Origin of the sequence: Rhodococcoides fascians A25f (genome assembly GCF_000760935.2) — a bacterium.
Classification (GTDB): domain Bacteria; phylum Actinomycetota; class Actinomycetes; order Mycobacteriales; family Mycobacteriaceae; genus Rhodococcoides.
On record NZ_CP049744.1, the window covers coordinates 610678 to 635460 of the forward strand.

The following is a 24783-nucleotide window of genomic DNA, read 5'->3' on the forward strand; positions in this document are numbered from 1 at the left end:
AGCGCTCGCGTCGAGCATGGCTTCTGGCCTGCTGGCCGCCCCTGCCTCGGCTGCTCCGGCGATCACGCAGGACATCGGCGACGTCGTCTCCAGTCGTGAGCTGCCACAGGACTTCTGGATTCCCGGTTCGTCCTCGGCCGAAGTGCTCACCTACGTCACCACCGACACTTTCGGCGAGAAGGCGCTCAGCACCGGCACCGTCTTCCTGCCGCAGGGCACTGCCCCGGACGGCGGTTGGCCGGTGATCTCGTGGGCCCACGGCACGTCCGGACTCGGTGACTCGTGCGCACCGTCCGTCGCGGGACCGGCTCTGGCCGAACGTGATCTGCCGTATCTGGGGAACTGGCTCGCGCAGGGCTACGCCATCGTCGCCAGTGACTACGCCGGACTCGGAACACCCGGCTTGCCCACGTATCTCGACGGTAGGACCACGGCACACAACGTCGTGGACATGGTCAAGGCCGGCCGCAATTACAGCGAAGACCTCTCGCGATCCTGGGTGGCCGTCGGCCAATCGCAGGGCGGTGGAGCCGCCATCTACACCGCGCGGTACGCAACGGAATTCGGCGGACCCGATCTCGACTACCGCGGAGCGGTCGGTACCGGAACTCCCGCGTACATCGAGAAGTTGGTCTCGATAGGTGGACCGGGCGTTCCGCCCGTGGAGCTACCGTCGGGACTGACTGCGTACGTCGCGTACATCGGCGCTTCGTTGCGCTACGCGCACCCCGAGCTCGGGCTGGACAACATCTTGACCCCCCTCGGAAAGAAGTACGCGGCTCTGGCCGAGACGGCGTGTGTAGCGGACCTCGAGGAGCAACTCGACGGCGTCAAGATCGGCGATTTCTTCACCGCGCCGCTGACCGGCTTGCCGGGATTCACGGCCGTGCTCGACGACTACATGGCGATGCCCGAAACTGGATTCGACAAGCCCTTCTTCATGGGAAACGGGCTGCAGGACATCGACGTTCCGTTCCCGACCACTGCCGCCTACGTCGCCCGTCTCACGGCCGCCGGTCAGCCTGTGACGTTCCGGGCCTACAACACGGACCACAGCGGAGCCCTCGTCCAGTCACAGGCCGACACGATCCCGTTCGTCGCAGGACTGTTCCGCTAGTTGACCGGGCGCTTGCTCGGCAGTCCGTATGCGCGGGCCGTGAACTTCTCGAGCACGGTGCGTGGCAGCAATCGTTGGGCGAGAAACACTGCAGGAGCATTGCTGCCGACGGCGTAGATCGGAAGAGTCTTCTTGTCCTCGACCGCTCGCAACACGGTCTTGGCGACGGTCTCGGCCGAGATGCCCTGTGCCTCTTTGGCGTCGAGCTTCGCGATCACCGTGGTGAAATCGCGTAGATACGGCGAATGCGGTCCGCAGTACTTTGTGCGACGCGCCGAGAGCCCGGTGGCGATCGAGCCGGGTTCGACTGTGGTGATGTCGATTCCGTACGGCTCGAGCTCGAACCGCGCCGCGGTGGCGAACCCCTTGATCGCAGCCTTCGTTGCGGCGTACGAGGAGCGGTAGGCCAGGGGGAAGCTGGCGAGCATCGACCCGATGTTGACGACTCTGCCGCGGCCCCGCTCACGCATGGCCGGCAACACAGCCTGGGTCAGCTCGATCGCGCCGAAGACGTTGAGCTGGAACAGTCGGGTGATCGCCTCGATGGGGAGTTCTTCGATCGGTCCGCATTGGCTTTCACCGGCATTGTTGATCAGCACATCGATCGGGGTGTCGCCGATTCCGTCCACGAACGCGCGAATCGATGCCGGATCTGTCAGGTCGAGATCGCGGTAGTCGACGCCGGGGATGGGTTCGACCACGGCCGAGCTGTTGCGGCTCGTCCCGATGACGCGAAAGCCGCGAGCGATGAGAAGTTCGGCGATCGCCTCGCCGATTCCGGACGTCGCTCCGGTGACAATTGCAGTATTCATCTACGCCTCTTTGTTGCTGTGCGAGGTGCTGTGCGCGTGGAACGGGTTGTGTGAACAGGTTTCGCCGCGTTGGGCGAGGGGCGATCTTCGGTGCACAGTGTGGTGCTCGGCACCGAGGTGTGCAGAGACGGCACCGACTTGCCGGCCGACATCACCGTCCGGTCCGGACGAACGATCGCTGCAACAGCGCGACCGCGCCGCAGCCACAAGCCGAGATCGGACGAGGCCGCTACTTCCACCGCTGCGGCCCCACGCCGCTGGACTTCGCGTCGCTGCTCCACGGTCAGGGGTGTCGACGCGAGAAACAGGAACTGCCCAGGTGCCCGATCATCGAGTCGCATCCCATTGTCCAACAGCCTGTTCGGGCAGAGTTGTCCGGCGAGTGAGCGAGGCTGCATCGGCGATCGCAGGACGTACTGCGATCCGACGAGCGAGGGCGTAGTGCTCGCGGTGACCTTGTCGCCGATGACCGGAAGATGTCCGAGGACGGGCGCGATGTTGGTCCGCATGATGCCGGTGAGCTTGCTCCCGCCGGTCATGGCCCGCCCTATCATCACGGCCAGCCTGATCATGGCCTTGGCGTGCGTCTTTCGTTCGGTCTCGTAGCTGTCCAGCGCGGACTGGGGCACGTGTCCGTCGAGTGCGCCGACCAACTTCCACACCAGGTTGCGGGCGTCGCGCAGACCTGCACCCATTCCCTGACCGATGAACGGCGGCGTCAGATGCGCGGCGTCGCCCAGGACGAAGACCCGGCGATCACGCCACCGATCGGCAATCTGTGCCTTGAATGTGTACTCGGCACTGCGAATCAGCTTCATCTCAGGGATCTCCGCCGCAACGAACCACGGTGCGATCAGTGGGTGTATTGCCGAGAGATCGGTGAACTCGTCGAGGGTTTCGCCATCGAGCATCTGGAACTCCCAGCGGTAGCGCGTGGTTCCGATACGCATGTACGTCGCCGATCTCTCGGAATCGCACACCTGATGCACACCGTCCCACTGGTCGAGGTCGACATCGGTCTCGATATCGACGACCAGCCAGCGCTGCTCGAAACCGAGATCCTCCATCTTCGAACCGATGGACCTGCGCACCACACTGTTGGCACCGTCGCACCCGAGAACGTAGTCGGCGGTCACCCAATGCAGCGTTCCGTCCTCGGTGGACGTGTACGAGACCCGGACGCTGTCTTTCAGATTCTGTACATCGGTGATCTCGTATCCACCGCGCATCGCAATGCCGTCGTAGCGAGCGATGTGGGAACGCATCAGACGCTCGAGTTCGGGTTGATCGAACATGTTGGCCTGCGGATAGCCGTGCGGTCTGTCGTCGGGATCGCGCTCGAACTCGGCCAGGGTCCGCAGGTCCTTGGTGCACAGTCGTAGCCCGCGCGCCGGACGTGAGATGGCGGCGAAATCCTCTGCCACACCGATGTCGTGGAGAATTCGGTACACCTCGTCATCGAGGTGGACCGCGCGCGGCTGGGGATAGACATCTGCCCATCGGTCGAGGACGAGAGTGGGTACGCCGTACCGGGCCAGCTGGAGCGCGGCGGTCATCCCCGTCGGCCCAGCGCCGACGATCACCACCCGGTGGTGCGCGCCGTCGAGCTCGTGTTCGCTCATCGGTAGGAGACCCGGGTGCGCTGAACCCCCAGATCCAGGGCTCCGTCGGGAGTCGAGCTCGTCAGTTCGAGCACGTCGCCGTCCTGCAGGAAGTCGGGATTCTTGGCCTGCTTCTTGAAGAAGACCTTCCACTTGACCGACGGCGGAATCAAAGCACCGATCATCTCGATCGGTTTGGCGGGAGCTTTGAGGGCGGTACCGCCGGGTGTGCCGGTGAGCAGCAGGTCGCCGGGATCGATGCGCTGGAACTTGCTCAGCGCCTTCAGCGATTCGACCGGCCGGAAGATCATGTCTGCGACCGTACTGTCCTGTCGAACAGTGCCGTTCACTCGGAGTGTCATGGCCAACTCGCCGAATCGATCGAACTCGCCCTGCTCGAGCAGTACCAATCGTGGGCCTACAGGAGTGAAGGTGGGGTACGACTTACCCTCGTAGAACTGGGTTTTCGGCAGCTGCACGTCACGCGCCGAGACGTCGTTGGTGAGTACGAGTCCCGCCACGTACTCGGCCACATTGGTGGCATCGATCTTGGTGCCCACGGTCAGAGTCTTGCCGAACACCAGACCGATCTCGATCTCGTAGTCGAGAAGTTTCACGTGCGGCGGCTTGACGACGTCGTCGGTGGGGCCGCTGATCGAACCCGAGGTCTTCCGGAAGAACGTCAGCGGCACCGTCTCGGGGTTCATGCCCGAATCCTTGACGTGCGAGACGAAATTGGTCATGTTCGCCATCACGCGACACGGTGCGGTGACCGGGGAGAGCAGCGACAGTGTCTCCACCGCAACGACATCGGTGCCGGCACGGGCGGCGTCCACGGCCGCGCGATCGGCCAGAAGCTCGGCAGTGGTGGTTGCCGAAGTGTCGATGCGCGACGCTCCGTTCGGGGTCTCGACCCACCAGGCGTCGGCGGTGCGGAGTACAGCGATGCTCATGAGGAAGCCACTTTCATCAGGCCGCGAAGGCGTTCGGTGTCGAATTCGTTGTTGTTGCGTAGCGAGGAGAGAATCGATTTCAGTTCGTGCAGAGACGCTTTGCTCGGCGCGATTCCGAGAAAGTCCTTGGATGCGGGCGGGCCCCACTGTGCGAGGCCCGACGCCGTCATCGGTGCCCAGCCGGGTTCGAGCGAATTGTCGAACATGTCGCCGTCGCTGAAGTGCTCCACCAGGAAACCGTCGGGATCACGCCAGTAGTCGAAGATCTGGCTGCCTTGGATGTGTCTGCCGATACCCCAGGAATGCTTGTACCCGTGCTCGGTGAGGAATTCGCCACCGGCGGCGATGGCGTCGATGTCGGTCACCTGATACGCCGAGTGCACGTACCTGTCGGACGGACCGAGAGTCATGGCGAGCGTGTGATGATCGGAGGGGATGCTGCCGCGATCGCAGCGGATGAAGCTCATCACCGGGCCTCGGTCGCGTTGGCCGTCGTAGTAGAGGAAATCGCTGACGATCAGTCCCAGGTGGTGCAGGTACCAGTTCAGGTTCTCCAGGTAGTCCACTCGCTGCAGCACCACATGCCCGAGTCGTTGTACTCGTGCGGGCTGATGCGGTGGGCGCTGAGTGGCGTTCACCCGGTTGCGGGGATCGCCGAAGTTGTAGGTATGTGTGTCCTGGCCCGGAAGCTCCGGGTGCTCGGTGTACCCCGAGACGACCTGAACGGGCTGGCCGCCCGGATCGGTCAGAGTGACGGCGATACCGCCAAGGGTGTCGGGCAGTCGGTGGACGCGTTGCCCCGTGGCCTCGGCGAGTCGGACGACGTCGGCATCCTCGGCGGCGGCGAACGCTGCACCGACGAACCGCGTTCGCTTACCGCGTCGGATGATCACGCACGGTGAGCCGATGTGGGTGCCTCGAAGGTGAATCTCCTCGGACGTCCGTAGCGAGACGGTGAATCCGAACGCCACGGCGAACGCCTCGGCCTTGGCCAGATCGGGTTTGCGGAACTCGAGCCAGGCGATGTCGCGCACCTTGACGATCGGGTCGGTGGCTTTTCCCGGGTGTTCGCCTGGTAGCGCGCCCTGATCCACATGCATGTTCTTGTGGCCGTCGACGTCGTGTCCCATCAGCCCTCCCTCGTTGTTGACACTATCGTCACCTATGACTACTAAGTCAGTCAAGAGTGTTGACAAATTCGTCAGCGGTGAGGAAGGGTCAGCGGGTAGACCAGCGTAGACAGAGGTAGGGAACATGGCGGAGACCCAGAATCGCCTCGAACGGCGGAAGGCGCGCACCCGTGGCGCGCTGATTGCGGCGGCGCAAGGCTTCATCGCTCGGGGCGAGCTGAACGCTCCGATCGCGGAGATCACTCAGGCAGCCGACGTGGGGATGGGCTCTTTCTACAACCACTTCGTCAGCCGCGAGCAGCTGTTCCAGTCGGCGGTCGACGGTGCCCTGGAACTGCTGGGACGCTACCTGGACTCGTTGACCGACGCCGACGCAGATCCCGCCGAGGCATTCACTCGATCGTTCCGAATATCCGGCCGACTCTTTCGGCTGCAACCGGAACTGAGCCGGGTACTCATCCACTCCGGTCCCGAGTTGATCACGTCGCAGCACGGCCTCGGTCCACGTGCTGCGAGAGACATCGTGGCCGCAATCGGTGCAGGGTACTTCCGAGTCGAGGACATACAGCTGTCCCTGGCATTGGTGGCAGGTGCGCTGCTCGGTCTCGGCCAGCTCCTGCTCGAGCAACCCGATCGTGACGACGGCGAGGCCGTGGACCAAATGGCGTACACCGTGCTGCTCGCGCTGGGAATGTCCGACGGCGACGCCCAGGACCTGTGCTCGCGGCCGCTGCCGCCGATGAGTGACGTCCCGAGCGTGGGGGACGAGACCGAGTAGCGCGCTACCGCACGAATGTCAGCGTGCGCGAGTCGATTCCAGATCGCGAATGATCTGAGCGATCGCGCGGTCGTGGACGAGCCGACGCTCCAGAATCGGGTTGAGTATTCCGCGGAACCAGAAGTACGGCGTCCACACAGCAGGGGCTATCAGTCGTGCCCGACGGGTGCGGACCGCCCGGACGAGCAACTCCGCGGCCCGCCGAGACGGCAGGCGTCGGCCCAGCGGCCACGGGAGCAATCCGCCGATTCGCTGACCGATCGGGTCGTCGTCGAGGGTGTGACGCGCCAGGTCGGTATCCACCACTCCGAAGTACACAAGACCGGCCGATGCGCCGACGGCAGCCAATTCGATACGCAGAGCGCGTCCCAGCTGTTCCACGGCAGCCTTGCTCACCATGTACGCGGACCCGCCCATGCCGGGAGTGAATGCAGCACACGACGATACGAGCAGTATGTGGCCGCCGCTCGCCACGATCTCGTCGGCAGCGGCCCGCACGATGTTGAGGACGCCGCCGAAGTTCACTGCCATCACCGAGTCGAAGACGGCGCGGTCGATCGACCGAATCGTGGCGGGCGGCGGCGTGATTCCGGCATTGGCGATCACGATGTCGAGGCGGCCGAACGTGTCGATCGTTGCCGCGACGCAGTCCACCATCGCTGCCGGATCGGTGACGTCACCGACGAGGTGAAGTGTCTTGTCGGAACCGGACGTCCCGGGTGGAAAGTCCCTATCCACCACCGCCACTCGGACTCCCGCGGACAGTAGTGACGCCACGGTCGCAGCTCCGATGCCGCGTGCCCCACCCGTCACCAACGCGACCTTGCCGGTGAGGTCCATGGACTTGTTCATACGAGGTCCTTCGTCGTCACGAGCGTCGGATCCACACCGGCCGCCGCACTCCGACAGTGATAATGGTCGAGCTCGATGGTGGACATGCGTCGAGTGAAGTTGCGGACCGAACCCGGCCAATAGGTGACGTTTCGGCCCGAGGGGCTCAGGTAGTAGCTGCTGCATCCGCCCGAGTTCCACACCGACCCTGCCAGTAGTTCATCGGTGTGATCGGCGAACTCGGTCTGCGCGCGCCTGCTCACTTCGAGCGCCGAGATCGCGTGGGAGTCCATGGCGCGCAGGGCCGCCAGGATGTAGTTCACCTGTGCTTCGATGGTGACGACCTGCGAGGTGTACACCACCGAATTGGGGCCGAGCAGCATGAAGAAGTTCGGAAAACCGTGCACCGTGGTCCCTCGATACGACGACATCTCGCCGCCCGGCCACGTGTCCGCCAGCGACGTTCCGCCTCGCCCGGCGATGCGTCGGAAGCCCGAGTGGCCGGCGACGGTGAAGCCGGTTCCGAGAACGATCGCATCCACCTCGTGCACCGTTCCGTCGGTCGTGACGATTCCCTCGGGCACTATTGCGTCGATGCCGGTGGTCTCGACGGTGACGTTCTCCCGGCACAGAGCCGGGTAGAACTTGTTGGAGAAGGTCGGCCGTTTGCAACCGAATGCATAGGAGGGCGTGAGCTTCTCGCGAAGAATCGGATCCTTCACCTGACGCCGCAGGTGTGCGCGCCCGAGTGCAGTCAGTGGAGCCAACAGAGAACGGTGTCGAATCAATCCCGGCACCAACGCTTCCTGGAACAGATCGAACATGCGACGCATGGCGCGCTGAGCCGGTGGGAACTTCTCGAACACGGATTTGGCGGAGTCGGAGATGGGCCGGTCGGGGTGCGGAAGAATCCACGTCGGTGTCCGCTGGAACAACGTGAGATGCCCGGCCTCGGGGGCCAGACGAGGGACGAACTGCACCGCCGAAGCACCGGTGCCGATGACGGCGAGGCGTCGACCCTTCACGCAATAGTCGTGGTCCCAGTTCGCGGAGTGGAACACCGAGCCCGAGAACGAATCCAGCCCTGCGATAGTGGGAGTGGCCGGTTCGCTGAACGGGCCGAGGGCTCCGATCAGGATCCGAGAAGTCCATGTCCCGCCGCTCGTGCGAACCACCCACTGCGCTCGCTCGCCGTCCCACGTCGCGTCGAGTACCTCGTGTCCGAAGCGGATTCGATTCCGGATTCCGAACCGGTCGGTGCAGTCGTCGAGGTACTGCTCGATCTCGGGCTGCAGCGGATACAAGCGCGTCCAGTTCGGATTGGGCGCGAACGAGAACGAATACAGCGCCGATGGAATGTCGCATTGGGCACCGGGATAGGTGTTGACGTGCCAGGTTCCACCGACGGCGGTATCGCGCTCGAAGACCAAGAAGTCGCCGCGGCCTTCCTGCTCGAGCCTGATCGCGGCCCCGAGACCTCCGAAGCCCGCGCCGACGATAGCGACGTCGATGTGCGGCACGGCTGTGTCGGCAGTGGAATGTGTTGCAGTCATGAGGGTCTCCTTCTACAGATCGAGGACGAGAACTTCGCCGTCGACCGCGCCACGTGAGACGCACAGGGTGAGTGAATTCTCGCGCTCGGTGGTGCTCAGCACGCGGTCGCGGTGCTCGACGCGGCCGCCGACGAGCCCCACGACGCAGGCCCCGCAGAAGCCCTGGCGGCACGAGAACGGTTGATCCGGCCGAATTTTTCGGAGCGCGTCGAGAGCAGTCTCCTGCGCACCGACCTCGATGGTGTCGCCGGAGCCGTCGAGCTTCAGTACGAACGGGGTGCCGTCGACCACCGGTGCAGGCGCGAACAATTCGGTGTGGAATTCCCGAACCGCGGTGCTGCCGGCGGCCTCCGCGCGCAATCTGCGCGAGAGAGCCGCGGGTCCGCAGACGTACAGGGCCGAGGATCCCGTTCCGAGATCGACGATGTCCGCAGGAATGGGAAGTCCCTCGACGTCATCGGTTCTGACGATCACGTGACCATGTGAGGCGAGCGCCATCTGTTGCAGTTCGGCGACGAACGGCAGACTCGCACGCGATCTTCCGTGGTAGTAGAGCGTCCACCGTGTGCCCTCGGCGACTGCGCGTTCGATCATGGACCGGATGGGGGTGATGCCGATGCCGGCGGCCACGAAGAGGTAGTGCTCGGCGGCTGCCATCGGAAAAGCGTTGCGGGGTCCGCGAACTCGCAGAACATCGCCGCGGGAGAGGGTGTGGATCTCTGCGGAGGCCGTGCCGCCGGGTATCTTGCGGACGCTGATGCGGTAGCGATCACGTGCGCCGGGATGTCCGGCGAGCGAGTACTGCCGCACCGAACCGGACGGGGTGGTGACGTCGATGTGTGCACCGGGCAACCAGGTCGGCAATGCAGCACCGTCGCTGCGACGGAGCAACAGTGAGCGCACGTCCTCGGCCTCGTCGACGATCTCGTCGATGGTGGTCTCGAATTCGTAGCCGACGCATCGCCGCGGTCGGGCCGGGGACAGGGCGGTCACGAGGGACGAGTCGGTGACCAACTTGGCGTAGAAACGGGACGCGGCACCGACGGCCCGCAGGCCGAGGCCGGGCGCGGTCACGGTGACCTCGCCCAGATGGCTGTGCACCGGAGGTGCTGTAGTCGTCACTGCTGTAGTCGTCACTGCTGGGCAGCCAGTGCAGCGGGTGACTGTGCGAGGTATCGCACGGCCTTGTCGATGTCGCCCATCTTCGATGGGTGAAACCCCGGTCGGATGTACAGGGCGAGTTGGACGAACAGGAACGACAGGCCCGGGATGAGTTGCTTGCGAGACGCTCGCGCGAAGGCGAGAGGCCACGGGGTGCGAAGTCGGCGTTTCCCGGTGCGCGGGGTGGCGACCGAATTCTTGTACAGGTACGCGGCGGTGCTGAACCACAACACCGCCAACCCCGCGCTGGCTATCACTGCGGTGCGGGCGCGGCGAAATCCACCACCGTCGACGTACTGGAATGCGTCGAATGCCACGTTGCGGTGTTCGAGTTCCTCGGCACCGTGCCAGCGGAGTAGGTCCAGCATCGTGGGGTCGACGCCGATACGGTCGAATTCGGTGTTGTCCAAAAGCCATTCACCTACCACGGCGGTGAAGTGCTCTGCCGCTGCGTAGATTCCGAGTCGCTCGTTGAGCCACGCTTTGGCTGCGCGGCCGGTGAGGCCGTGGTCGCCGAACACCACGCCCACCGCGAATCGAATCCGCTGCAGGATCGGTTCGATGTCGACTCCGTGGGCCACGAGGTAGGTGCGGAAGCCTTCGTGGGAGGACGCGTGAGTGGCCTCCTGCCCGACGAATCCGACGACCTCCTCGTGCAGTCTGCGGTCGTCGATGTAGGGAAGCGCGAGGGCGAAGACGTCGGCCATCGCCCGTTCGCCCTCGGGCAGCACCAGATGCATCACATTCCAGAAGTGGGTGGCGTACCACTCGCGCGGAATGTATTGCAGCGGAACGCCGGTCCAGTCGAACGTCACCGCACGGGCCACGATCGCGTAGGACTCGTCCGTGTGGCGCGCGTTCGGGTCGATCGCTCTGTCGCGAGACATTCGAGCTCCATTCGTCGAGATGCTGATGTCCTGATGCTACATAGCAACAATTGGTGTTGCAATGTTGCAAGAAGTGATCGAGGGTGACGTTAGGATCGGACGATGCATCCAGACGGTGACGACGGGCCGATCCTCGATGCCGCGTTGGAGTTGTTCGGCGAGGTCGGCATTCCCAGAACGACCATCGGCGACGTCGCCAAGCGCGCCAAGATCAACCGGGTGACCGTCTATCGCCGCATCGGCTCCAAGGATGAGCTGGTGCGGGCGGTCATGGCGCGTGAATCGACGAGGCTGTTCGTCGCGGTGGCGGCAGCGGCCGCCGAACAGTCGTCGCGTGCGGATCGAGCCGCGCACGGATTTGCGACGACGATCGATTCGGTGCGAACCAACCCCGTTCTGCTCAAGATGTTCGATTCCGAGAGTGCGTTGGTGCTCGAACAGTTGACGACCAATGCGTCGACATTGCTCGCGTCCGCGATAGACGCTGCCGCGCAGATCGCCCGGGGAGAGGTGGACTCGGACAGTTTCGCAGTACCTGATGCCCCCGAAATCGTGGTTCGCGTCGTGCATTCGATTCTGTTGACGCCTGCCGCCGGCGCTGCCCTCGAGACGTACGACGACTTGCTCGCCTTCGCGCACCGCAGCATCGTGCCGTTGCTGGTCAACGGAGACCACCGCAGCGAATAGTTAGGCTAGGCTGCCCAGTCATGCCTCGATATTCTGTGCTCGACAATCGCTCGACCAGCCCCAGGAGACTGCCCGCCTCTGCGCGGCGTCGGCGGTACGCACTTGCCGGAACACTGTCACTGTCACTGTCACTGGCGCTGGTCGCCCTGGTCGGTTGCTCGAGCGCCACCTCGGAACCGTCGGATCCGGCCGAGGCTGCGAGCACCAGAACGGTGCAGGACTACTTCGGTCCGGTCGAGGTTCCCGCCGAGCCATCACGAGTTGTCGCTGCCGACCCGATCTCTCTGGCGCTGATGCTCTCGCTCGACGCGAAGCCGGTGGCGGCGTCGTTCAATCCACTTGCGCTCCCTGCTCATGTCGACCAGCGCGCCGCCGGCGTCGAGAACATTGCCGGGGAAGGCGGGGGATTCGATCCCAACGTCGAAGCGATCCTGGCTCAGGATCCGGACCTGATCATCGTGGTCGCCGGCTACGACGGCGAAGGCGAGAAGGCCTGGAACAAGGAGATCTATGACAAGCTCGCGGCCAGCGGAGTGCCGACCTACGGGTTCGCGTACAACGACGGGGTGTCGCTCGACGATGTGTCCAACGGCGTTACCGCCGTGGGCGAGGTACTCGGGAAGCAGGCCGAGGCAGCGGCTTCGATGCAGGGCCTCACGGATCGGATGGCCGAATTGAAGCAGCGAGTCTCGGATGCAGGACTCGCCGACAAGCCGGTCTCGGCCGTGCGGCTCAGTGAGCGGGGCGAGTATTCGATTCGCGTCGGAACCGGAGAGAGCATTGCCTTCCGCGGGTTGGGAATGGCGCAGCCCGAGGGGCAGCAGGACCCCAGTGTGTTCCGCATCGATATCACGGACGAAACGCTGAACACTCTCGCGTCCGCCGACACCTTGTTCGTCTACACGGACGAGGGAGCCGTTGCCGAACGAGACGCGATCAGCAACGCACCCCTGTGGTCGACACTGCCTGCCGTACAGCAGGATCGGGTGCACTGGGTGTCGGCAAGCGCGTGGAACTCGTCCGATCCCATCGGCCTCGGCCTGATCCTCGACGACATCGAAACGCTGTTCGTCGAGCCTGCCGAGCAGAGCTGAGGGCCTCGTCATGGCCGGCCGAGGTGACGAGGGCGGATACCTCACTGCGCGAGTGGTCGAATCGATTCGCTTGTCGCCGTCGCTGATTCGCGTTGTCTTCGATTCCTCCGATGCGCATGGGTTCGAGTCGAGCGGTGTGCCCGACGAGATCGTCCACCTGTACTTCCCTGCAGACGGAGAGAGTGCGCCGCCCGAGATGACCCGTCGCAACGGAGTTCTCGCTCATCATGACGGCGTGGGTCGTGAGTGCCGCAATTACACCGTCAGGCGCTGGGACGGGGACCGGATCACGATCGACTTCGTGGACCACGTCGGCGGGGTGGCCGCGGCCTGGGCTCGCTCGGCCGAGCCGGGTGCGGCGCTGGGGATGTGGGGAACTCGGTCGTGGTACGAGCCGCCTGCCGACACGGAGTGGATGTTGTTGATCGCCGATCTGCCGGGGCTACCGGCTCTGTGCCGTGCACTCGAGCAGCTGCCTGCCGGCCTGCGCGCGCATGCGATCGTCGAGGTGGCTCACGACGACGACGTGCTGGACGTTCGATCGGCGGCCTCGGTGACGATGGACCGGCGGGTGGCCGGAAACGGCCGCGCACCATCGGAATTGTCCGATGCCGTTCGCGCGTACGAGATACCGGCGGGAAATGGCTACGTCTGGTTCGGTGGGGAGGCCTCGGCAGGGAGAGCTGTGCGCAAGTACTTGCGCGGTGACATCGGCATACCCGCGAAACGGCTGGCCATCGTCGGCTACTGGCGTGACGACAAAGAGGCGTGGCTCGAACGCTATGAGCGCGTTGCCGATTCACTGATCGACGACTACGAGCGAATCGCGTCCACCGGAATGGGTGAGGCCGAGGCCGAGCTCCACTGGGACGAAATCCTCGAGCGCGCCGGTTTGTAGCACCGCGGACGGGAGTCAGGGCGTTCGATCGTACGAATCGAGGACCCGAAACAGCGCGTCTCGCAGTGCAGGTCGGTTTCCGCCCGGTGTGGGCCTGGCGATCTCGTGCAGGGTGTAGCCGTCGATCAAGGCCAGGAAGTGCCGAGCCGGTAGATGTGGTTCCGCGATGCCGAATGCCCCGAGCGCCGCTTCGGCCGCCTCCTCGATCATCCGCATGATTCGGTGCACCGAATCTGCCAGCTCGGGCCGTCTGCGCACGGCGAGGTATGCCTCGAACTGGACGAGGGAGTCGTCGTCCTCGGGGGAGGAGAGCAGCGAGACCAGGTCCATGATCGCGTCGGCGAGATCGTCGCGCGTGAGGCCGCCGGTGTGCGCCACCTCGAGGAGCGCGGTGACCTTCGTCGTCACGTTCTCGGCAATTCGAGTGATCGCGGCATCGATGAGCTCACCGACCGAGCCGAAGAAATAGCTGGTGGTCGACGGCGGGAAGCCGGCGGCGTCGGCCACGGACCGAAACGAGACGCGTTCGAGTCCACGCGTTCCGATCACGCCGATGGCCGCGTCGACCAGGGCGTCGCGGCGCTCCTGGCCACGTGCGTATCGAGTCTTTCGGCGCTCTTCGGTCATCGATACAACGTAGCCGGGGTGCTGTCGTCTGCCCCCATCGCAGTGCCCTTCAGCAGGCGATTTCGGCCAATCCTGGCCGAGTGGCCAATATTGAGCTACTGTCGCCGCTACATCGAACAGCCCTGAAAAGGAGCACCCATGACCGAGATTCCGGAAGCCTCGCGTGTGGACGTAGTGGTCGTCGGCGCAGGGCTCGCGGGTCTGACCGCCGCCAGGGAGCTGGCAGCAGCGGGCCTGACCGTCCAGGTTCTCGAAGCCCGAGATCGGGTCGGCGGGAGGACGGTCAACCATACGATCGGCAGAGACGCTGTGGTGGAGACCGGTGGGCAGTTCGTCGGTCCGACGCAGGATCACATCCTTCGCCTTGCCGCCGCGGTCGGCGTCGCCACGTTTCCTGCCCACGACATCGGATCGAGCGTCTACGTCAAGAACGGACGCGCCCGACGCTTCGCCGGTGGTGTCCCACCCGACGCCCTCTCGCTACCCGACGTCGGGATGCTCGTTGCACGAATGGATCGAGCCGCCAGGCAGATTCCCGTGGACAGACCGTGGGATGCACCCCGTGCGCACGAGTGGGACACCCAAACTCTGGCCACCTGGGCTCGTCGCCACGCGGCCACCGACGGTGGAGTGGAGCTACTCGACATCCTGCTCGGCTCGGTGTTCGGCGGCACGGCCGCCGACGTGTCCGCGCTCTTCGGCTTGGCGTACGTGGCCGGGGCGGGTAACGAGTACACCCCCGGCACGGTGGACCGATTGATGAGTGTGGCTGGGGGAGCGCAACAATGGCGCTTCGTCGGTGGCTCCCAGGCGATCTCGATCGCACTGGCCGAGCAGCTCGGTGACGCCGTCCGGCTCGACAGCCCGGTGCGCCGGGTGGAGCAGTATCCGGATCGAGTGGTGGTACGGACCGATACCGAATCGTGGATCGCCGGATCGGTCGTCGTCGCGATTCCTCCGGTTCTGGCCGCCCGAATCGACTGGAGTCCAACACTTCCCGCAGTCCAGGAGGCGCTGTTCCAGCGGATGAACTTCGGCGGCCTGGCCAAGTGCGAGGCCGTGTACCCCGAACCGTTCTGGCGCGCGAGTGGGCTCTCCGGGCAAGCCCTCTTTCGCGACAGCAACATCCCGGTGTCCTCGATGTTCGACAACTCGCCGCCCGACGGAAGTCAGGGAGTACTGATGGGATTCGTCGGCACCTGGGGTGCACGCCACCGGGGCGGCCGAAACTGGTCGAACGGTAACGACGCCGAACGACGCGGCGAGGTTCTTCGCGCATTCGCCTCCGCGGTGGGGCCGCGCGCCCTGGAACCGACCGAATGGATCGAGCTGGACTGGACTCGCGAGCAATGGACCCGCGGCGGGCCCACCGCGGTGCTGGCCCCCGGAGTGCTGACCGAGCTCGGCCGGTGGCGAGACACCGTGTTCGGCCGAGTGCATTGGGCAGGCGCCGAACACTCCGACTACTGGAACGGATACATGGACGGCGCCGTGCGGTCGGGTGAAAACGCAGCAGCAGAAATTCTGTCGACCGAAGGAGAACTCTCGTGGAACAACGCTTCGTAGTCTCGGCCCATCGCACCCTTTCGGTGAGCCCGGAAGAGGTGTGGGCACTGACCAGTGACACCAGTCGTTATGCGGAGTGGGTCACCGACGTCCGGTCGGTCACCACCCATCACGGCACTGCACGCGCAGGCGGTGTCTACACCGAGGAGGTGGCAGCGCTCGGCCGCTTCACCACTCACGCCACCTGGACCGTCCGGCAGCTGGAAGCGAATCGACTGCGAGTGGATTCGGGGCAGGGTTTTGCGCCGCTCACCAACGTGGCGAACGTATTTCGATTCGCGCCGCTCAGTGGCGGCACCTCCACGGCGATGACTTTCGAATTCCGGTTCGACGTCTCCCCGCGCTGGGCGGGACGCCTGGTGCGGCCTGTCGCCACCGCCGGGATGTCTGCGCGATTCGACGTTTCCATGTGCACTCTGGAGGCCATCCTCCTCTCCGAGCGAGCGGAATCGATCCGATGAGAGTACCGCCGGAGGTACTCACCCTGGGTGTGCACATCCTCGACACTCTGGTGCGCCCAGTGACCGAAATTCCGGACGGGCAGCAGGCCGTACTGGCCGAGCAGATCGCGATGTCGGCCGCGGGAACCGCCGCGGGAACGGCATTGGTGCTGTCCCGGCTCGGTGCCGCGGTCCACACCGCGGGAGTCGTCGGAAATGATTCGGCCGGCACATTTCTACTCCAGCTCCTCGCCGACGACGGAGTGGACGTCTCCCTGGTTCATCGTCTGGACGGGGTGCAGACCTCGGCGTCGGTGTTGCCGATCAGGCCGGACGGATCCCGGCCGGCTCTGCACGTGATCGGAGCCAACGGCCATCTGGCTCAGCATGTTCCGTGGAACATGTTTCACAACGTCGACTTCCTGCATCTCGGCGGACCCGAGTTCTTCGGACCGGACACCGCGCGCGACATCGCTCGTCGCGCTCACGAGGACGGCGTCGTCGTCACCGTCGACAGTCTGGCACCGTCCGTTCCCGAGGGCCTCGGTGCTTTCGCGCCCGCACTCCCGTACGTCGACTACCTGCTGCCGAACGACGAGCAGGTCCTCGGCTGGACCGGCTGTGCGACCCTCGAGGAGGGGTGCCGCCGGCTGCTCGAACTCGGTGCGTCCTGCGTCGTCGCCACCGCCGGGGCGTCGCCCACACTCGTCGTGACGGCCGAGGACGCCGTCGAAGTTTCCGCGTACGCCGTGGACGTGGTGGATACCAGTGGATGCGGAGATGCGTTCTCGGCAGGGTTCGTTCGTGGCCTGTCGCTGAGCATGAGCGTCGTCGAGTCAGCGGAGTTGGGCAACGCGACCGCCGCGCACGTCGCGCAGGGTCTCGGTACCGACTTCGGGACCTACGACCTCGAGGTCGTTCGCAAGTTCGCTCGCACCTGCAGGACCATCTGATGCCGGCCGACGTGGACGAACTCCGAGAGTCCGTCGCCGAGACCGCCCGGAAACTGGGCCGACGGGGCCTGGTTCTCGGAACTGCAGGCAACGTGAGCGGCCGTGTCGACGATGTGGTGGCGGTGACGGCGACCGGCCTCGTATTGGCCGACGCCACGATCGAGGACGTCGCGCTCGTCGGGATGGACGGCGTCGTGAGTACGGGTGCATACGAGCCGACATCGGAACTGGGCTTGCACCTGGGCATCTACGAGGCGAGCGACGCGCGCGCGGTGGTCCACACGCATTCTTCTGCAGCAGTGGCTCTTTCACTCGTCACCGACGAACTGCCGCCGGTGCACTACGCACAGATCGCTCTCGGCGGCACCGTCCCGGTTGTGCCGTTCGCGCCGTTCGGCACCGGCGAGCTCGCACGTTCGGTAGTGGCGGCGATCGCGTCCAAATCGGCGGTGATCATGGCCCACCACGGGTCGGTGGCCACCGGTCACGACCTCGCTTCGGCGCTGTCGAACACAGAACTGCTCGAATGGCTCTGCGGGGTATACCTATCGGCTGCGTCGGTGGCGCGCCCACGTGCTCTCACCGACGCACAACTGGCGGCAACCTTGGACGAGGCGGTGCGCCGTGCATACGGAACCGCGGCACCCGTGCGAAGAGACTGACCGATGACCACCCGGGTGCGCCCGCTCTGGATTGCCGTGTTCTCCGTGGCGTGGCTGGGCTATTGGATGGCCAATCTGGTTCCACTGCAGCTACTTCTGCCCGAGCGATTGCAACAGATCGATCCGCAATCGAAGGTGTTCGACTTCGCTGTGATCAACGCGGTCTCTGCCGTGGTGCTCCTGATCGGTCTGCCCGTGTGCGGATCGCTGTGCGACCGCACTCGCAGCGGGTTGGGGCGACGGCGCGTCTGGTTCGGCGGCGGCGTCCTGTTCTTCGCCGGTGCGTTGGTGGTCACCGGGCTGCAAAGTACCGTTCTCGGAATCGGGACGGCGTGGTCGGTGGCGATGCTCGGATTGAGTGCTGCAACAGCAGGGTTGACCGCAGTGGTGGCCGACCGCGTGCCGGACGAGCAGCGCGGAACGGTGTCGAGTGCGATCTACGCGCCGCAGGCGCTGGGCGTGGTGGCGGGCCTGGCCCTGGTGTCCACACTCGCACTGTCGGTACTGGGCGGGTACCTCGCCGTCGCGATTGCCCTGGTGATCTGCGCGGTGCCGTTTCTGCTGTCGTATCGCGAAACCGATTCACCGACAGCGCTGTTGAGCCTGCGCAGCATCGTGGCATCGCTGCTCGATTCGTTGCGTCACCGCGACTTCGCGTGGGCCTTCGGGGGTCGAATCCTGGTCAACGTGGCCAACTCTCTCGGGACCTGCTACTTGCTGTTCTTCCTCACCGACGGCCTGCGAGTGACCGATCCGACGGGATCGCTGCTCGAGGTCACCGTCGTCTACCTGATCGCCTGTGTGGTGTGCACTTTCACCTTCGGTCCGTTGTCGGACAGGATGCGTCGCCGCAAGATCTTCGTGGCGGTCGCGGCATCGATGCAGGCCGTCGCCGGCTTCGTCCTGGCGGTGCATCCCACGATGGACGCCACGTTCGTCTCGGCGGCGTTGCTGGGCGGCGGATTCGGCGCGTACATGGCTGTCGATCAGGCGCTGGTGACCGGGGTTCTTCCGTCCGCCGAGAGTCGGGCGACCGATCTGGGCGTGATGAACATCGGGGCGATCGTTCCACCTGCCATGGCTCCGCTGCTCGCGAGTGTGTTTCTCTCCACCGTCGGTGGATACCCGGCGCTGTTCGCGGCGGTGGGGGTACTGGCCGCACTCGGGGCAGCGGTGACATGGCAGGTGAAATCGGTGCGATGATCGCTCAGCGGCGGTGACGCAGCCCTGATGCTCGGTCGATCAGCGACCGGAGAGGTTACCGGGACGCTCCGAGAGCGTCTTTCGCCATGTGCGCGTCCCGCAGTTCGCGCTTGAGGATCTTGCCCGCTCCGCTCATGGGCAGTGCGGTGACGAACTCGATGGTGCGCGGGGTCTTGTATCCGGCAACGTGGCTGCGGGTGTGATCGCGGAGTTCGTCGACCGTCGGCGACGTGCCCTCGGCCAGCACGACACAGGCGTGGACGCGCTCGCCCCAGTCGCCGTCGGGAACACCGATCACGGCGCAGGCCAGCACCGAGGGGTGCAGGCTCAGTGCGCTTTCCACCTCGGCGCTGTAGACGTTCTCGCCGCCGGTGATGATCATGTCCTTGAGTCGATCGACCACGAACAGGAATCCGTCGGCGTCGAGGTAGCCGACATCGCCGGTGTGCATCCACCCGTCGCGAGCGGCCGCTGCCGTCTCCTCCGGCTTGTTCCAATAGCCGAGCATCACGTGTCCACCGCGAACGCAGATCTCGCCGACCGAGCCGGTGGGCAACTGCTGGTCGTCGGGGCCCAGAATCCGGATCTCCGAGTGCGGGGCCGCGCGACCGGCCGAGCCGATGCGTTCTCCCACATGGTGTTCCGGCCAGAGCAGCGACGCGACCGGTGCCAGCTCGGTCATGCCGTAGGCCTGAGTGAGGCGCGCCTGCGGGAGCCGAGCGAGGGTGCGCTCGAGGACGCCGGCGGAGATGGGGGATCCTCCGTACAGCACGCGGCTCAGCGAGGAGGTGTCGAACTCGCTCAACGTGGGGTGGTCGACGAGAAGCTGAATCATCGTCGGTACCAGCAGCACATCGGTGATGGCGTGCTTCGCGATCGCGCCGAGGACGGCGGTCGGCTCGAAGAACGGAACCATGACGTGGGTGCCGCCGAGCATGACCTGACCCACCCATGCGGCCAGATCGGCGAGGTGGAACATCGGTGCGGCATGGAGCAGGATCGATGCGTCGTCGAGCAGCTGTCCGGTCGCCACCGTTCCCAGGCCCGAGGTGACGAGGTTCGCGTGCGAGAGCATGACGCCCTTGGGGAATCCGGTGGTGCCACCGGTGTAGAAGAGGCCGGCAAGGGCGTCGCCGCTGCGTCGCGCGTCGGGAACGGGATCGTGGGACGAGACCAGGTCCTCGTACGAGACCATGCCCTCGGGGGTGGCACCGTCCCCGCAGTAGACGATGGTCTGCAGGCCGGCGCATGCGGGGCGCAGTGCCGGGACCATGGCACCGAAGGTGTCGTCGACCAGCAGGACCTTGGTGTCGGAGTCGTTGAGCGCGTAAGCGACCTCCACGGGCGACCACCGGATGTTGACGGGGTTGAGCACGGCGTCTGCCCACGGCACCGCGAGCAGGTATTCGGAGTATCGGTCACTGTTGAACGCCAGCATCGCCACGCGATCACCGGCCTCGACTCCGATGGCCTGCAGGCCTGCCGCCAATCGCGCCACGCGGTCGATCTGTTCGGTGAAAGTCCGAGTGCGGTCGCCGAACACCGTCGCGGCCCGGTTCGGAGTTGTCGCCGCAGAGCGGTGCAGGCCTTGGGTGAGATACATATCGAGTCCCTTGTGCGAGAGGGGGCGAGGGTGCCCGGGTGAATACCGTCACAGTTCCATCTTGTTGGCGCGGTGTCAATAGTGAGCACGTGGCTCGGCGGGTGTCGACAATCCGCGAAAATGGTTGTCTGGCTAACGTTCCCGAGAGTCGTCCATGGCGTCGACGGTACCGAGAACGGTCACGAGTACATCGGTCAGCAGGGTCTCGACCTGCTCCCGGTTCAGCGTGCCGCGCACGAGCCATTCACGGCCCGCAGCCTTCACCATGCCGCCGAACGCCCGTACCGCGGAGGTCGCGATTCGACGGTCACCGCCTCTGCCTTCGAATGCCGTTGCGTCCAAGACTCGTTCGGCCGCAAGATCGTCGGCCTCGTCCAGAATCTGTGCCACCTGCTCGTCGACGCCCGATCCGCTGGCCATCGACACCCACGCCGTGCCGTGCGTTTCGATCACGCCGACCAGCCAGTGGACGCTGCCGCGGGCTCGTTCCTCGAGCGAACCCGTGGGCAGGTGTACGTCCTCGATGGGCGGAACGGTGACCAGAAAGCGAACGCACTCGAGGTACACATCGCGTTTGCTGCCGATGTAGTGGTGGATGAGCCCGCGGGCCACCCCGGCCGAGGCGGCGACGTCCGACATCGAGACCTCCGCGTACGGCTTGTCACCGAACAAGCGAACCGCACTGGCCAGGATCTGCGTGCGTCGCTCGTCCGGTTCCAAACGATTCCACTTGGGTGTACTTGCAGCCGGCATGGTTCTCATGATCGCACCGAACCGATGCCGCGACGCGTCAGAGGTACCGCTCGGTGCGGGCGCGCAGAGACCTCGGCACGACGAACCGATCGCCGTACCGTGCCCGCAGTTCGTCGGCCCGCCGCGTGAATCCGGGGAGACCGCCGTCGAACTGATTGACGAACTGCAGCACGCCTCCGGTCCAGGCCGGGTAGCCGATGCCGAGAATGGAACCGATGTTCGCATCGGCGACCGTACGCAGGACACCCTCGTCGAGGCACGCGATCGAATCGAGCGATTGCGCGACGAGCATACGATCCATCATGTCCTCGAACGAGATTCCGTGATCGGGTCGGTGGTAGTGCTCCACCAGGCCTGGCCACAGTCCGAGCTTGGTGCCGTCCTCGGCGTACTCGTAGAACCCACGTCCCGCCTTGCGGCCCGGACGATCGAACTCGTCGATCAGGCGATCGACCAGCGGGTAGGACTTCGAGACGATCCACCCTCGTCCGTCGACGCGGGCGGCCTCGGCCATGCCCTCTCGGATGTGGCGCGACAGCGTCAACGAAATCTCGTCCATCAGTGCGAGCGCGCCGGACGGGTAGCCGGCCTGCAGCGCAGCCTGTTCGACGGTGGCCGGGTGTACACCCTCGGCGACCAACGAAATCGCCTCGTCCATGAATCTGCCGATGACCCGAGTGGTGAAGAAGCCGTGACTGTCGCCGACCACGATCGGCGTCTTGCCGATGAGCCGTACGAAGTCGAACGCGCGAGCCAGAGCGGAGTCACTGGTGTGTTCGCCCACCACGATTTCCACCAAGGGCATCTTGTCCACCGGGGAGAAGAAGTGCGTGCCGATGAAGTCGGAGGTACGCGAGACTCCCTGGGACAGTTGAGTGATCGGAAGCGTCGAGGTGTTCGAGCACAGTAGTGCGTCGGTGGTGAGGTACTTGTCCACATCCTCGAAGGCCTGCTGCTTGACGGCGGGATCCTCGAAGACGGCCTCGACGACGAGATCGCACCCCTCGGCGTCTGCCGCGTCGGAGGTGGTCGTGATGAGCGCAAGCACCGCATCGGCGTCGGCCTGGGTCGTGCGTCCCTTCGTGACGGCCTTGCCGAGAATCGAACGTGCGTAATCCTTTCCGCGCTCGGCGGATTCGATCGAGATATCGCGAAGCACAACGGGAACCTTCGCCGAGGCGACGACGTAGGCGATGGCGGCACCCATCATTCCGGCCCCGATCACCAGCACCTTCTCGGGTACCCGGTGTGGTTCGGCGCTGGGACGAGAGCCCCCCTTGTTGATGGATCCCAGATCGAAGAACATCGATTGGATCAGGTTGCCCGACACCGCTCCGCAGGCGAGGGAGGTGCAGTGCCGGGTTTCCACCAGCGACGCCGACTCGAAGTCGAGGACCGAACCTTCCACGGCCGCAGCAACCACCGCGATCGGAGCGGGCATGGGTGCACCCTTGACCTGCTTGCGTACCGTTGCCGCGAAGGCAGGCAGCTGCGCAGCCAGCGCGGGTGAGGCCGCGGTGCCGCCGGGAATCTTGAATCCCTTCCTGTCCCAGGGCTGCAGCGCTTCGGGATTGGCGACGATCCAGGCACGTGCGTTCGCCATCATCTGCTCGTGGGTGTCGACGACCTCGTCGACGAGTCCGAGTTCCAGTGCTCGGTCCGGCCGATACCGCTGGCCCTGGCCCACAACCTGAGTCAGGGCCTTGACGATGCCGAACATCCTGACCGTTCGGGTGACGCCGCCGGTGCCGGGCAGTAGACCGAGCGTCACCTCGGGTAGACCGAATCGAGAATTGCTTCGGCTCAGTGCGATTCGGTGATGACAGGCCAGTGCGATCTCGAAGCCACCGCCGAGCGCGGTGCCGCCGAGTGCTGCCACGACCGGTTTGCCCAGCCGCTCGAGGCGACGAAACTTGTCCTTGGTGAAATCGAGGGCGTCGGCGATCACCGCATGATCGGACGGACCGGCGTCGCGCAGCAGCTCGAGGTCGCCACCGGAGAAGAACGAATCCTTCCCCGAGGTGACGATGATGCCGTCGTACGCATCGAGGTTGGCCTCGAGCCAGTCGACGGACTGTCCGAGCGACTCGCCGAACGCGGTGTTCATCGTGTTGGTGGCCTGTGTCGGATCGTCGATCGTCAGCACGAGGATTCGGTCGGTGCCGATCTCGCCGGTGATCGTGGAAGTCTTCAGTGCCGCAGAGCTGTTCATCGTTTCCTCGGGTCGTTGTTCGAGTGCTGGGTCGGTCACAGGCGCTCGATGATGGTGGCGACGCCCATTCCTGCACCGATGCACAGCGTGATCAGTGCGTAGCGTTCGCCGCGGCGCTCGAGTTCGTCGAGGGCCATTCCGGTGAGCATGGCTCCGGTTGCGCCCAACGGGTGGCCCATCGCGATCGCGCCACCGTTGACGTTGATGCGGTCGTGGTCGATGTTCAGCTTCTTCGCGTAATTGAGCACCACCGAGGCGAATGCCTCGTTGACCTCGAACACCGCGATGTCGTCGAGCGTCAGTCCCGCGGCGTTCAATACCTTGTGGGTGGCCGGAACCGGGCCGGTGAGCATCAGCGTCGGATCCGATCCCGCGACAACCCCGGCCACGACGCGTCCGCGCGGGGTCAATCCGCCTGCGCGACCGGCCTCTTCGGAGCCGATCAGAACCATCGCGGTGCCGTCGACGATGCCGGAGGAGTTGCCGGCATGGTGGACGTGGTCGATACGCTCGACCTCGGTGTACTTCTGCATGGCGACGGCGTCGAATCCGGCGAGCGCGCCCATCCGGTCGAACGACGGTTTCAGGGCGGCGAGATCGGCCGTGGTTGTCTCCGGTCGCATGATCTCGTCGTGATCGAGCATCAGCCGGCCGTTGGCGTCGAACACCGGGATGACGGACTTCTCGAAGTGGCCCATCGACCACGCATGCGCCGCTCGTTGCTGACTACGCACGGCATAGGCGTCGACCGCGTCGCGATCGAACCCCTCGATCGTCGCGATGAGGTCTGCACTGACTCCCTGCGGAACGAAGTAGCTGCCGTAGTTGGTCAGTGGGTCGCACGGCCATGCGCCGCCGTCCGCCCCGAGCGGGACACGAGACATCGATTCGACGCCACCGGCGACGATGAGCCGATCCCAGCCGGACCGAACACGTTGCGCCGCAGTGTTGACGGCTTCGAGTCCGGATCCGCAGAAGCGATTGAGCTGAACGCCGGCGACACTGTCCGGCAGCCCGGCAACCATCGCGACGGTTCGGGCGATGTCACAGCCTTGATCTCCGACCGGGGTGACGACACCGAGCACGACGTCGTCGATCAGGGCCGGATCGAGCTGCGAGTGTCGAGAGAGCAACGTGGACAACGTGTTCGCGGCCAGATCGACCGGTTTGACGGTGTGCAGTGAGCCGGAGCTCTTGCCGCGGCCACGTGGGCTGCGCACTGCGTCGTAGAGGAACGCCTCCATGGTGGTGCCTTTCTGGGG

Annotated in this window: 23 protein-coding genes; 10 read left to right on the forward strand and 13 right to left on the reverse strand. The window is 65.2% G+C overall.

Annotation, left to right across the window (positions count from 1 at the left end):
- Window positions 1–16: 16 nt before the first annotated feature.
- Entirely contained in the window at window positions 17–1117 is a 1101-nt protein-coding gene (locus tag BH93_RS02840) for a lipase family protein (RefSeq protein ID WP_155291099.1), read from the forward strand.
- Here the strand turns inward: BH93_RS02840 and BH93_RS02845 are convergent.
- Genes BH93_RS02845 through BH93_RS02860 form a run of 4 tightly spaced genes read right to left on the reverse strand, consistent with a single transcriptional unit; the run spans window position 1114 to window position 5613 of the window.
- Window positions 1114–1929 carry an SDR family oxidoreductase gene (locus tag BH93_RS02845; RefSeq protein WP_037175600.1) on the reverse strand — a complete coding sequence of 272 codons (816 nt, stop codon included), beginning with the start codon at window positions 1927–1929 and terminating at the stop codon, window positions 1114–1116. The two genes, BH93_RS02840 and BH93_RS02845, sit on opposite strands and share 4 nt — an antisense overlap.
- A complete protein-coding gene (gene mhpA, locus BH93_RS02850; protein WP_037175602.1) occupies window positions 1926–3551 on the reverse strand; it encodes a bifunctional 3-(3-hydroxy-phenyl)propionate/3-hydroxycinnamic acid hydroxylase MhpA in 1626 nt (541 codons plus the stop codon). Before mhpA ends, BH93_RS02845 begins: the two co-directional genes overlap by 4 nt.
- Window positions 3548–4483, reverse strand: a complete 936-nt coding sequence (locus BH93_RS02855) for a fumarylacetoacetate hydrolase family protein (protein ID WP_032377676.1) — start codon at window positions 4481–4483, stop codon at window positions 3548–3550. Before BH93_RS02855 ends, mhpA begins: the two co-directional genes overlap by 4 nt.
- Window positions 4480–5613 (reverse strand): VOC family protein, encoded by a 1134-nt coding sequence (locus BH93_RS02860; protein ID WP_032377675.1) that lies wholly within the window; start codon window positions 5611–5613, stop codon window positions 4480–4482. Before BH93_RS02860 ends, BH93_RS02855 begins: the two co-directional genes overlap by 4 nt.
- A 124-nt stretch (window positions 5614–5737) precedes the next feature.
- Here BH93_RS02860 and BH93_RS02865 point away from each other — a divergent pair, with 124 nt between their 5' ends.
- A complete protein-coding gene (locus BH93_RS02865; protein WP_037175606.1) occupies window positions 5738–6391 on the forward strand; it encodes a TetR/AcrR family transcriptional regulator in 654 nt (217 codons plus the stop codon).
- A gap of 18 nt (window positions 6392–6409) precedes the next feature.
- Here BH93_RS02865 and BH93_RS02870 read toward each other — a convergent pair whose 3' ends face one another.
- The 4 genes from BH93_RS02870 to BH93_RS02885 are packed head-to-tail and all read right to left on the reverse strand — an operon-like array spanning window position 6410 to window position 10823.
- Entirely contained in the window at window positions 6410–7243 is an 834-nt protein-coding gene (locus BH93_RS02870; RefSeq protein ID WP_037175613.1) for an SDR family NAD(P)-dependent oxidoreductase, read from the reverse strand.
- On the reverse strand, window positions 7240–8775 hold the full coding sequence (locus BH93_RS02875; protein WP_037175622.1) for a flavin-containing monooxygenase: 1536 nt from the start codon (window positions 8773–8775) through the stop codon (window positions 7240–7242). Before BH93_RS02875 ends, BH93_RS02870 begins: the two co-directional genes overlap by 4 nt.
- A gap of 12 nt (window positions 8776–8787) precedes the next feature.
- Window positions 8788–9897: a PDR/VanB family oxidoreductase gene (locus BH93_RS02880; protein WP_242459107.1), complete on the reverse strand. Its 1110-nt coding sequence runs from the start codon at window positions 9895–9897 to the stop codon at window positions 8788–8790.
- A gap of 11 nt (window positions 9898–9908) precedes the next feature.
- Complete coding sequence (locus BH93_RS02885; RefSeq protein WP_037175625.1) at window positions 9909–10823, reverse strand: metal-dependent hydrolase; 915 nt, start codon at window positions 10821–10823, stop codon at window positions 9909–9911.
- Between the two features lie 102 nt (window positions 10824–10925).
- Here BH93_RS02885 and BH93_RS02890 point away from each other — a divergent pair, with 102 nt between their 5' ends.
- From BH93_RS02890 to BH93_RS02900, 3 genes are read left to right on the forward strand one after another with little or no spacing between them, the layout of a single operon-like run.
- Window positions 10926–11510, forward strand: coding sequence for a TetR/AcrR family transcriptional regulator (locus tag BH93_RS02890; RefSeq protein WP_037175626.1), 585 nt, complete (start codon window positions 10926–10928; stop codon window positions 11508–11510).
- Between the two features lie 20 nt (window positions 11511–11530).
- Window positions 11531–12604, forward strand: coding sequence for an ABC transporter substrate-binding protein (locus BH93_RS02895; protein WP_080739159.1), 1074 nt, complete (start codon window positions 11531–11533; stop codon window positions 12602–12604).
- Window positions 12605–12614: 10 nt separating this feature from the next.
- Window positions 12615–13502 (forward strand): siderophore-interacting protein, encoded by an 888-nt coding sequence (locus tag BH93_RS02900; RefSeq protein WP_037175630.1) that lies wholly within the window; start codon window positions 12615–12617, stop codon window positions 13500–13502.
- Between the two features lie 15 nt (window positions 13503–13517).
- On the opposite strand, the gene BH93_RS02905 is transcribed toward BH93_RS02900, so the two are convergent.
- On the reverse strand, window positions 13518–14129 hold the full coding sequence (locus tag BH93_RS02905; protein WP_052070381.1) for a TetR/AcrR family transcriptional regulator: 612 nt from the start codon (window positions 14127–14129) through the stop codon (window positions 13518–13520).
- 138 nt (window positions 14130–14267) lie between these two features.
- Between BH93_RS02905 and BH93_RS02910 the strand changes: the two genes are divergently transcribed.
- Genes BH93_RS02910 through BH93_RS02930 form a run of 5 tightly spaced genes read left to right on the forward strand, consistent with a single transcriptional unit; the run spans window position 14268 to window position 18953 of the window.
- Window positions 14268–15695: a flavin monoamine oxidase family protein gene (locus tag BH93_RS02910; protein WP_037175632.1), complete on the forward strand. Its 1428-nt coding sequence runs from the start codon at window positions 14268–14270 to the stop codon at window positions 15693–15695.
- Window positions 15677–16156, forward strand: coding sequence for an SRPBCC family protein (locus tag BH93_RS02915; RefSeq protein WP_037175633.1), 480 nt, complete (start codon window positions 15677–15679; stop codon window positions 16154–16156). Before BH93_RS02910 ends, BH93_RS02915 begins: the two co-directional genes overlap by 19 nt.
- A complete protein-coding gene (locus BH93_RS02920; protein ID WP_037175634.1) occupies window positions 16153–17088 on the forward strand; it encodes a carbohydrate kinase family protein in 936 nt (311 codons plus the stop codon). Before BH93_RS02915 ends, BH93_RS02920 begins: the two co-directional genes overlap by 4 nt.
- Window positions 17088–17750, forward strand: coding sequence for a class II aldolase/adducin family protein (locus tag BH93_RS02925; protein ID WP_037175635.1), 663 nt, complete (start codon window positions 17088–17090; stop codon window positions 17748–17750). The genes BH93_RS02920 and BH93_RS02925 overlap by 1 nt, the downstream gene beginning before the upstream one ends.
- A gap of 3 nt (window positions 17751–17753) precedes the next feature.
- Window positions 17754–18953 carry an MFS transporter gene (locus BH93_RS02930; RefSeq protein WP_037175636.1) on the forward strand — a complete coding sequence of 400 codons (1200 nt, stop codon included), beginning with the start codon at window positions 17754–17756 and terminating at the stop codon, window positions 18951–18953.
- Window positions 18954–19008: 55 nt separating this feature from the next.
- Here BH93_RS02930 and BH93_RS02935 read toward each other — a convergent pair whose 3' ends face one another.
- The 4 genes from BH93_RS02935 to BH93_RS02950 form a co-directional block, all read right to left on the reverse strand.
- Window positions 19009–20556 carry an acyl-CoA synthetase gene (locus BH93_RS02935; protein ID WP_037175637.1) on the reverse strand — a complete coding sequence of 516 codons (1548 nt, stop codon included), beginning with the start codon at window positions 20554–20556 and terminating at the stop codon, window positions 19009–19011.
- Window positions 20557–20688: 132 nt separating this feature from the next.
- The gene (locus BH93_RS02940) at window positions 20689–21318 is read right to left on the reverse strand and encodes a TetR/AcrR family transcriptional regulator (protein WP_347402321.1); all 630 of its coding nucleotides are present in this window, start codon (window positions 21316–21318) and stop codon (window positions 20689–20691) included.
- Window positions 21319–21346: 28 nt separating this feature from the next.
- Window positions 21347–23521 carry a 3-hydroxyacyl-CoA dehydrogenase NAD-binding domain-containing protein gene (locus BH93_RS02945; protein WP_037176834.1) on the reverse strand — a complete coding sequence of 725 codons (2175 nt, stop codon included), beginning with the start codon at window positions 23519–23521 and terminating at the stop codon, window positions 21347–21349.
- Between the two features lie 35 nt (window positions 23522–23556).
- Complete coding sequence (locus BH93_RS02950; RefSeq protein WP_037175640.1) at window positions 23557–24765, reverse strand: acetyl-CoA C-acetyltransferase; 1209 nt, start codon at window positions 24763–24765, stop codon at window positions 23557–23559.
- Window positions 24766–24783 lie beyond the last annotated feature (18 nt).

Bases quoted from the DNA above. Each gene is read 5' to 3' on its own strand.
- BH93_RS02935 (WP_037175637.1), bottom strand. From the start codon at position 20,556: ATGTATCTCACCCAAGGCCTGCACCGCTCTGCGGCGACAACTCCGAAC.
- BH93_RS02870 (WP_037175613.1), bottom strand. From the start codon at position 7,243: ATGAACAAGTCCATGGACCTCACCGGCAAGGTCGCGTTGGTGACGGGT.
- BH93_RS02895 (WP_080739159.1), top strand. From the start codon at position 11,531: ATGCCTCGATATTCTGTGCTCGACAATCGCTCGACCAGCCCCAGGAGA.
- BH93_RS02905 (WP_052070381.1), bottom strand. From the start codon at position 14,129: ATGACCGAAGAGCGCCGAAAGACTCGATACGCACGTGGCCAGGAGCGC.
- BH93_RS02840 (WP_155291099.1), top strand. From the start codon at position 17: ATGGCTTCTGGCCTGCTGGCCGCCCCTGCCTCGGCTGCTCCGGCGATC.
- BH93_RS02900 (WP_037175630.1), top strand. From the start codon at position 12,615: ATGGCCGGCCGAGGTGACGAGGGCGGATACCTCACTGCGCGAGTGGTC.
- BH93_RS02890 (WP_037175626.1), top strand. From the start codon at position 10,926: ATGCATCCAGACGGTGACGACGGGCCGATCCTCGATGCCGCGTTGGAG.
- BH93_RS02855 (WP_032377676.1), bottom strand. From the start codon at position 4,483: ATGAGCATCGCTGTACTCCGCACCGCCGACGCCTGGTGGGTCGAGACC.
- BH93_RS02930 (WP_037175636.1), top strand. From the start codon at position 17,754: ATGACCACCCGGGTGCGCCCGCTCTGGATTGCCGTGTTCTCCGTGGCG.
- BH93_RS02845 (WP_037175600.1), bottom strand. From the start codon at position 1,929: ATGAATACTGCAATTGTCACCGGAGCGACGTCCGGAATCGGCGAGGCG.
- BH93_RS02865 (WP_037175606.1), top strand. From the start codon at position 5,738: ATGGCGGAGACCCAGAATCGCCTCGAACGGCGGAAGGCGCGCACCCGT.
- BH93_RS02875 (WP_037175622.1), bottom strand. From the start codon at position 8,775: ATGACTGCAACACATTCCACTGCCGACACAGCCGTGCCGCACATCGAC.
- BH93_RS02940 (WP_347402321.1), bottom strand. From the start codon at position 21,318: ATGAGAACCATGCCGGCTGCAAGTACACCCAAGTGGAATCGTTTGGAA.
- BH93_RS02925 (WP_037175635.1), top strand. From the start codon at position 17,088: ATGCCGGCCGACGTGGACGAACTCCGAGAGTCCGTCGCCGAGACCGCC.
- BH93_RS02860 (WP_032377675.1), bottom strand. From the start codon at position 5,613: ATGGGACACGACGTCGACGGCCACAAGAACATGCATGTGGATCAGGGC.
- BH93_RS02910 (WP_037175632.1), top strand. From the start codon at position 14,268: ATGACCGAGATTCCGGAAGCCTCGCGTGTGGACGTAGTGGTCGTCGGC.
- BH93_RS02945 (WP_037176834.1), bottom strand. From the start codon at position 23,521: ATGAACAGCTCTGCGGCACTGAAGACTTCCACGATCACCGGCGAGATC.
- BH93_RS02885 (WP_037175625.1), bottom strand. From the start codon at position 10,823: ATGTCTCGCGACAGAGCGATCGACCCGAACGCGCGCCACACGGACGAG.
- BH93_RS02950 (WP_037175640.1), bottom strand. From the start codon at position 24,765: ATGGAGGCGTTCCTCTACGACGCAGTGCGCAGCCCACGTGGCCGCGGC.
- mhpA (WP_037175602.1), bottom strand. From the start codon at position 3,551: ATGAGCGAACACGAGCTCGACGGCGCGCACCACCGGGTGGTGATCGTC.
- BH93_RS02920 (WP_037175634.1), top strand. From the start codon at position 16,153: ATGAGAGTACCGCCGGAGGTACTCACCCTGGGTGTGCACATCCTCGAC.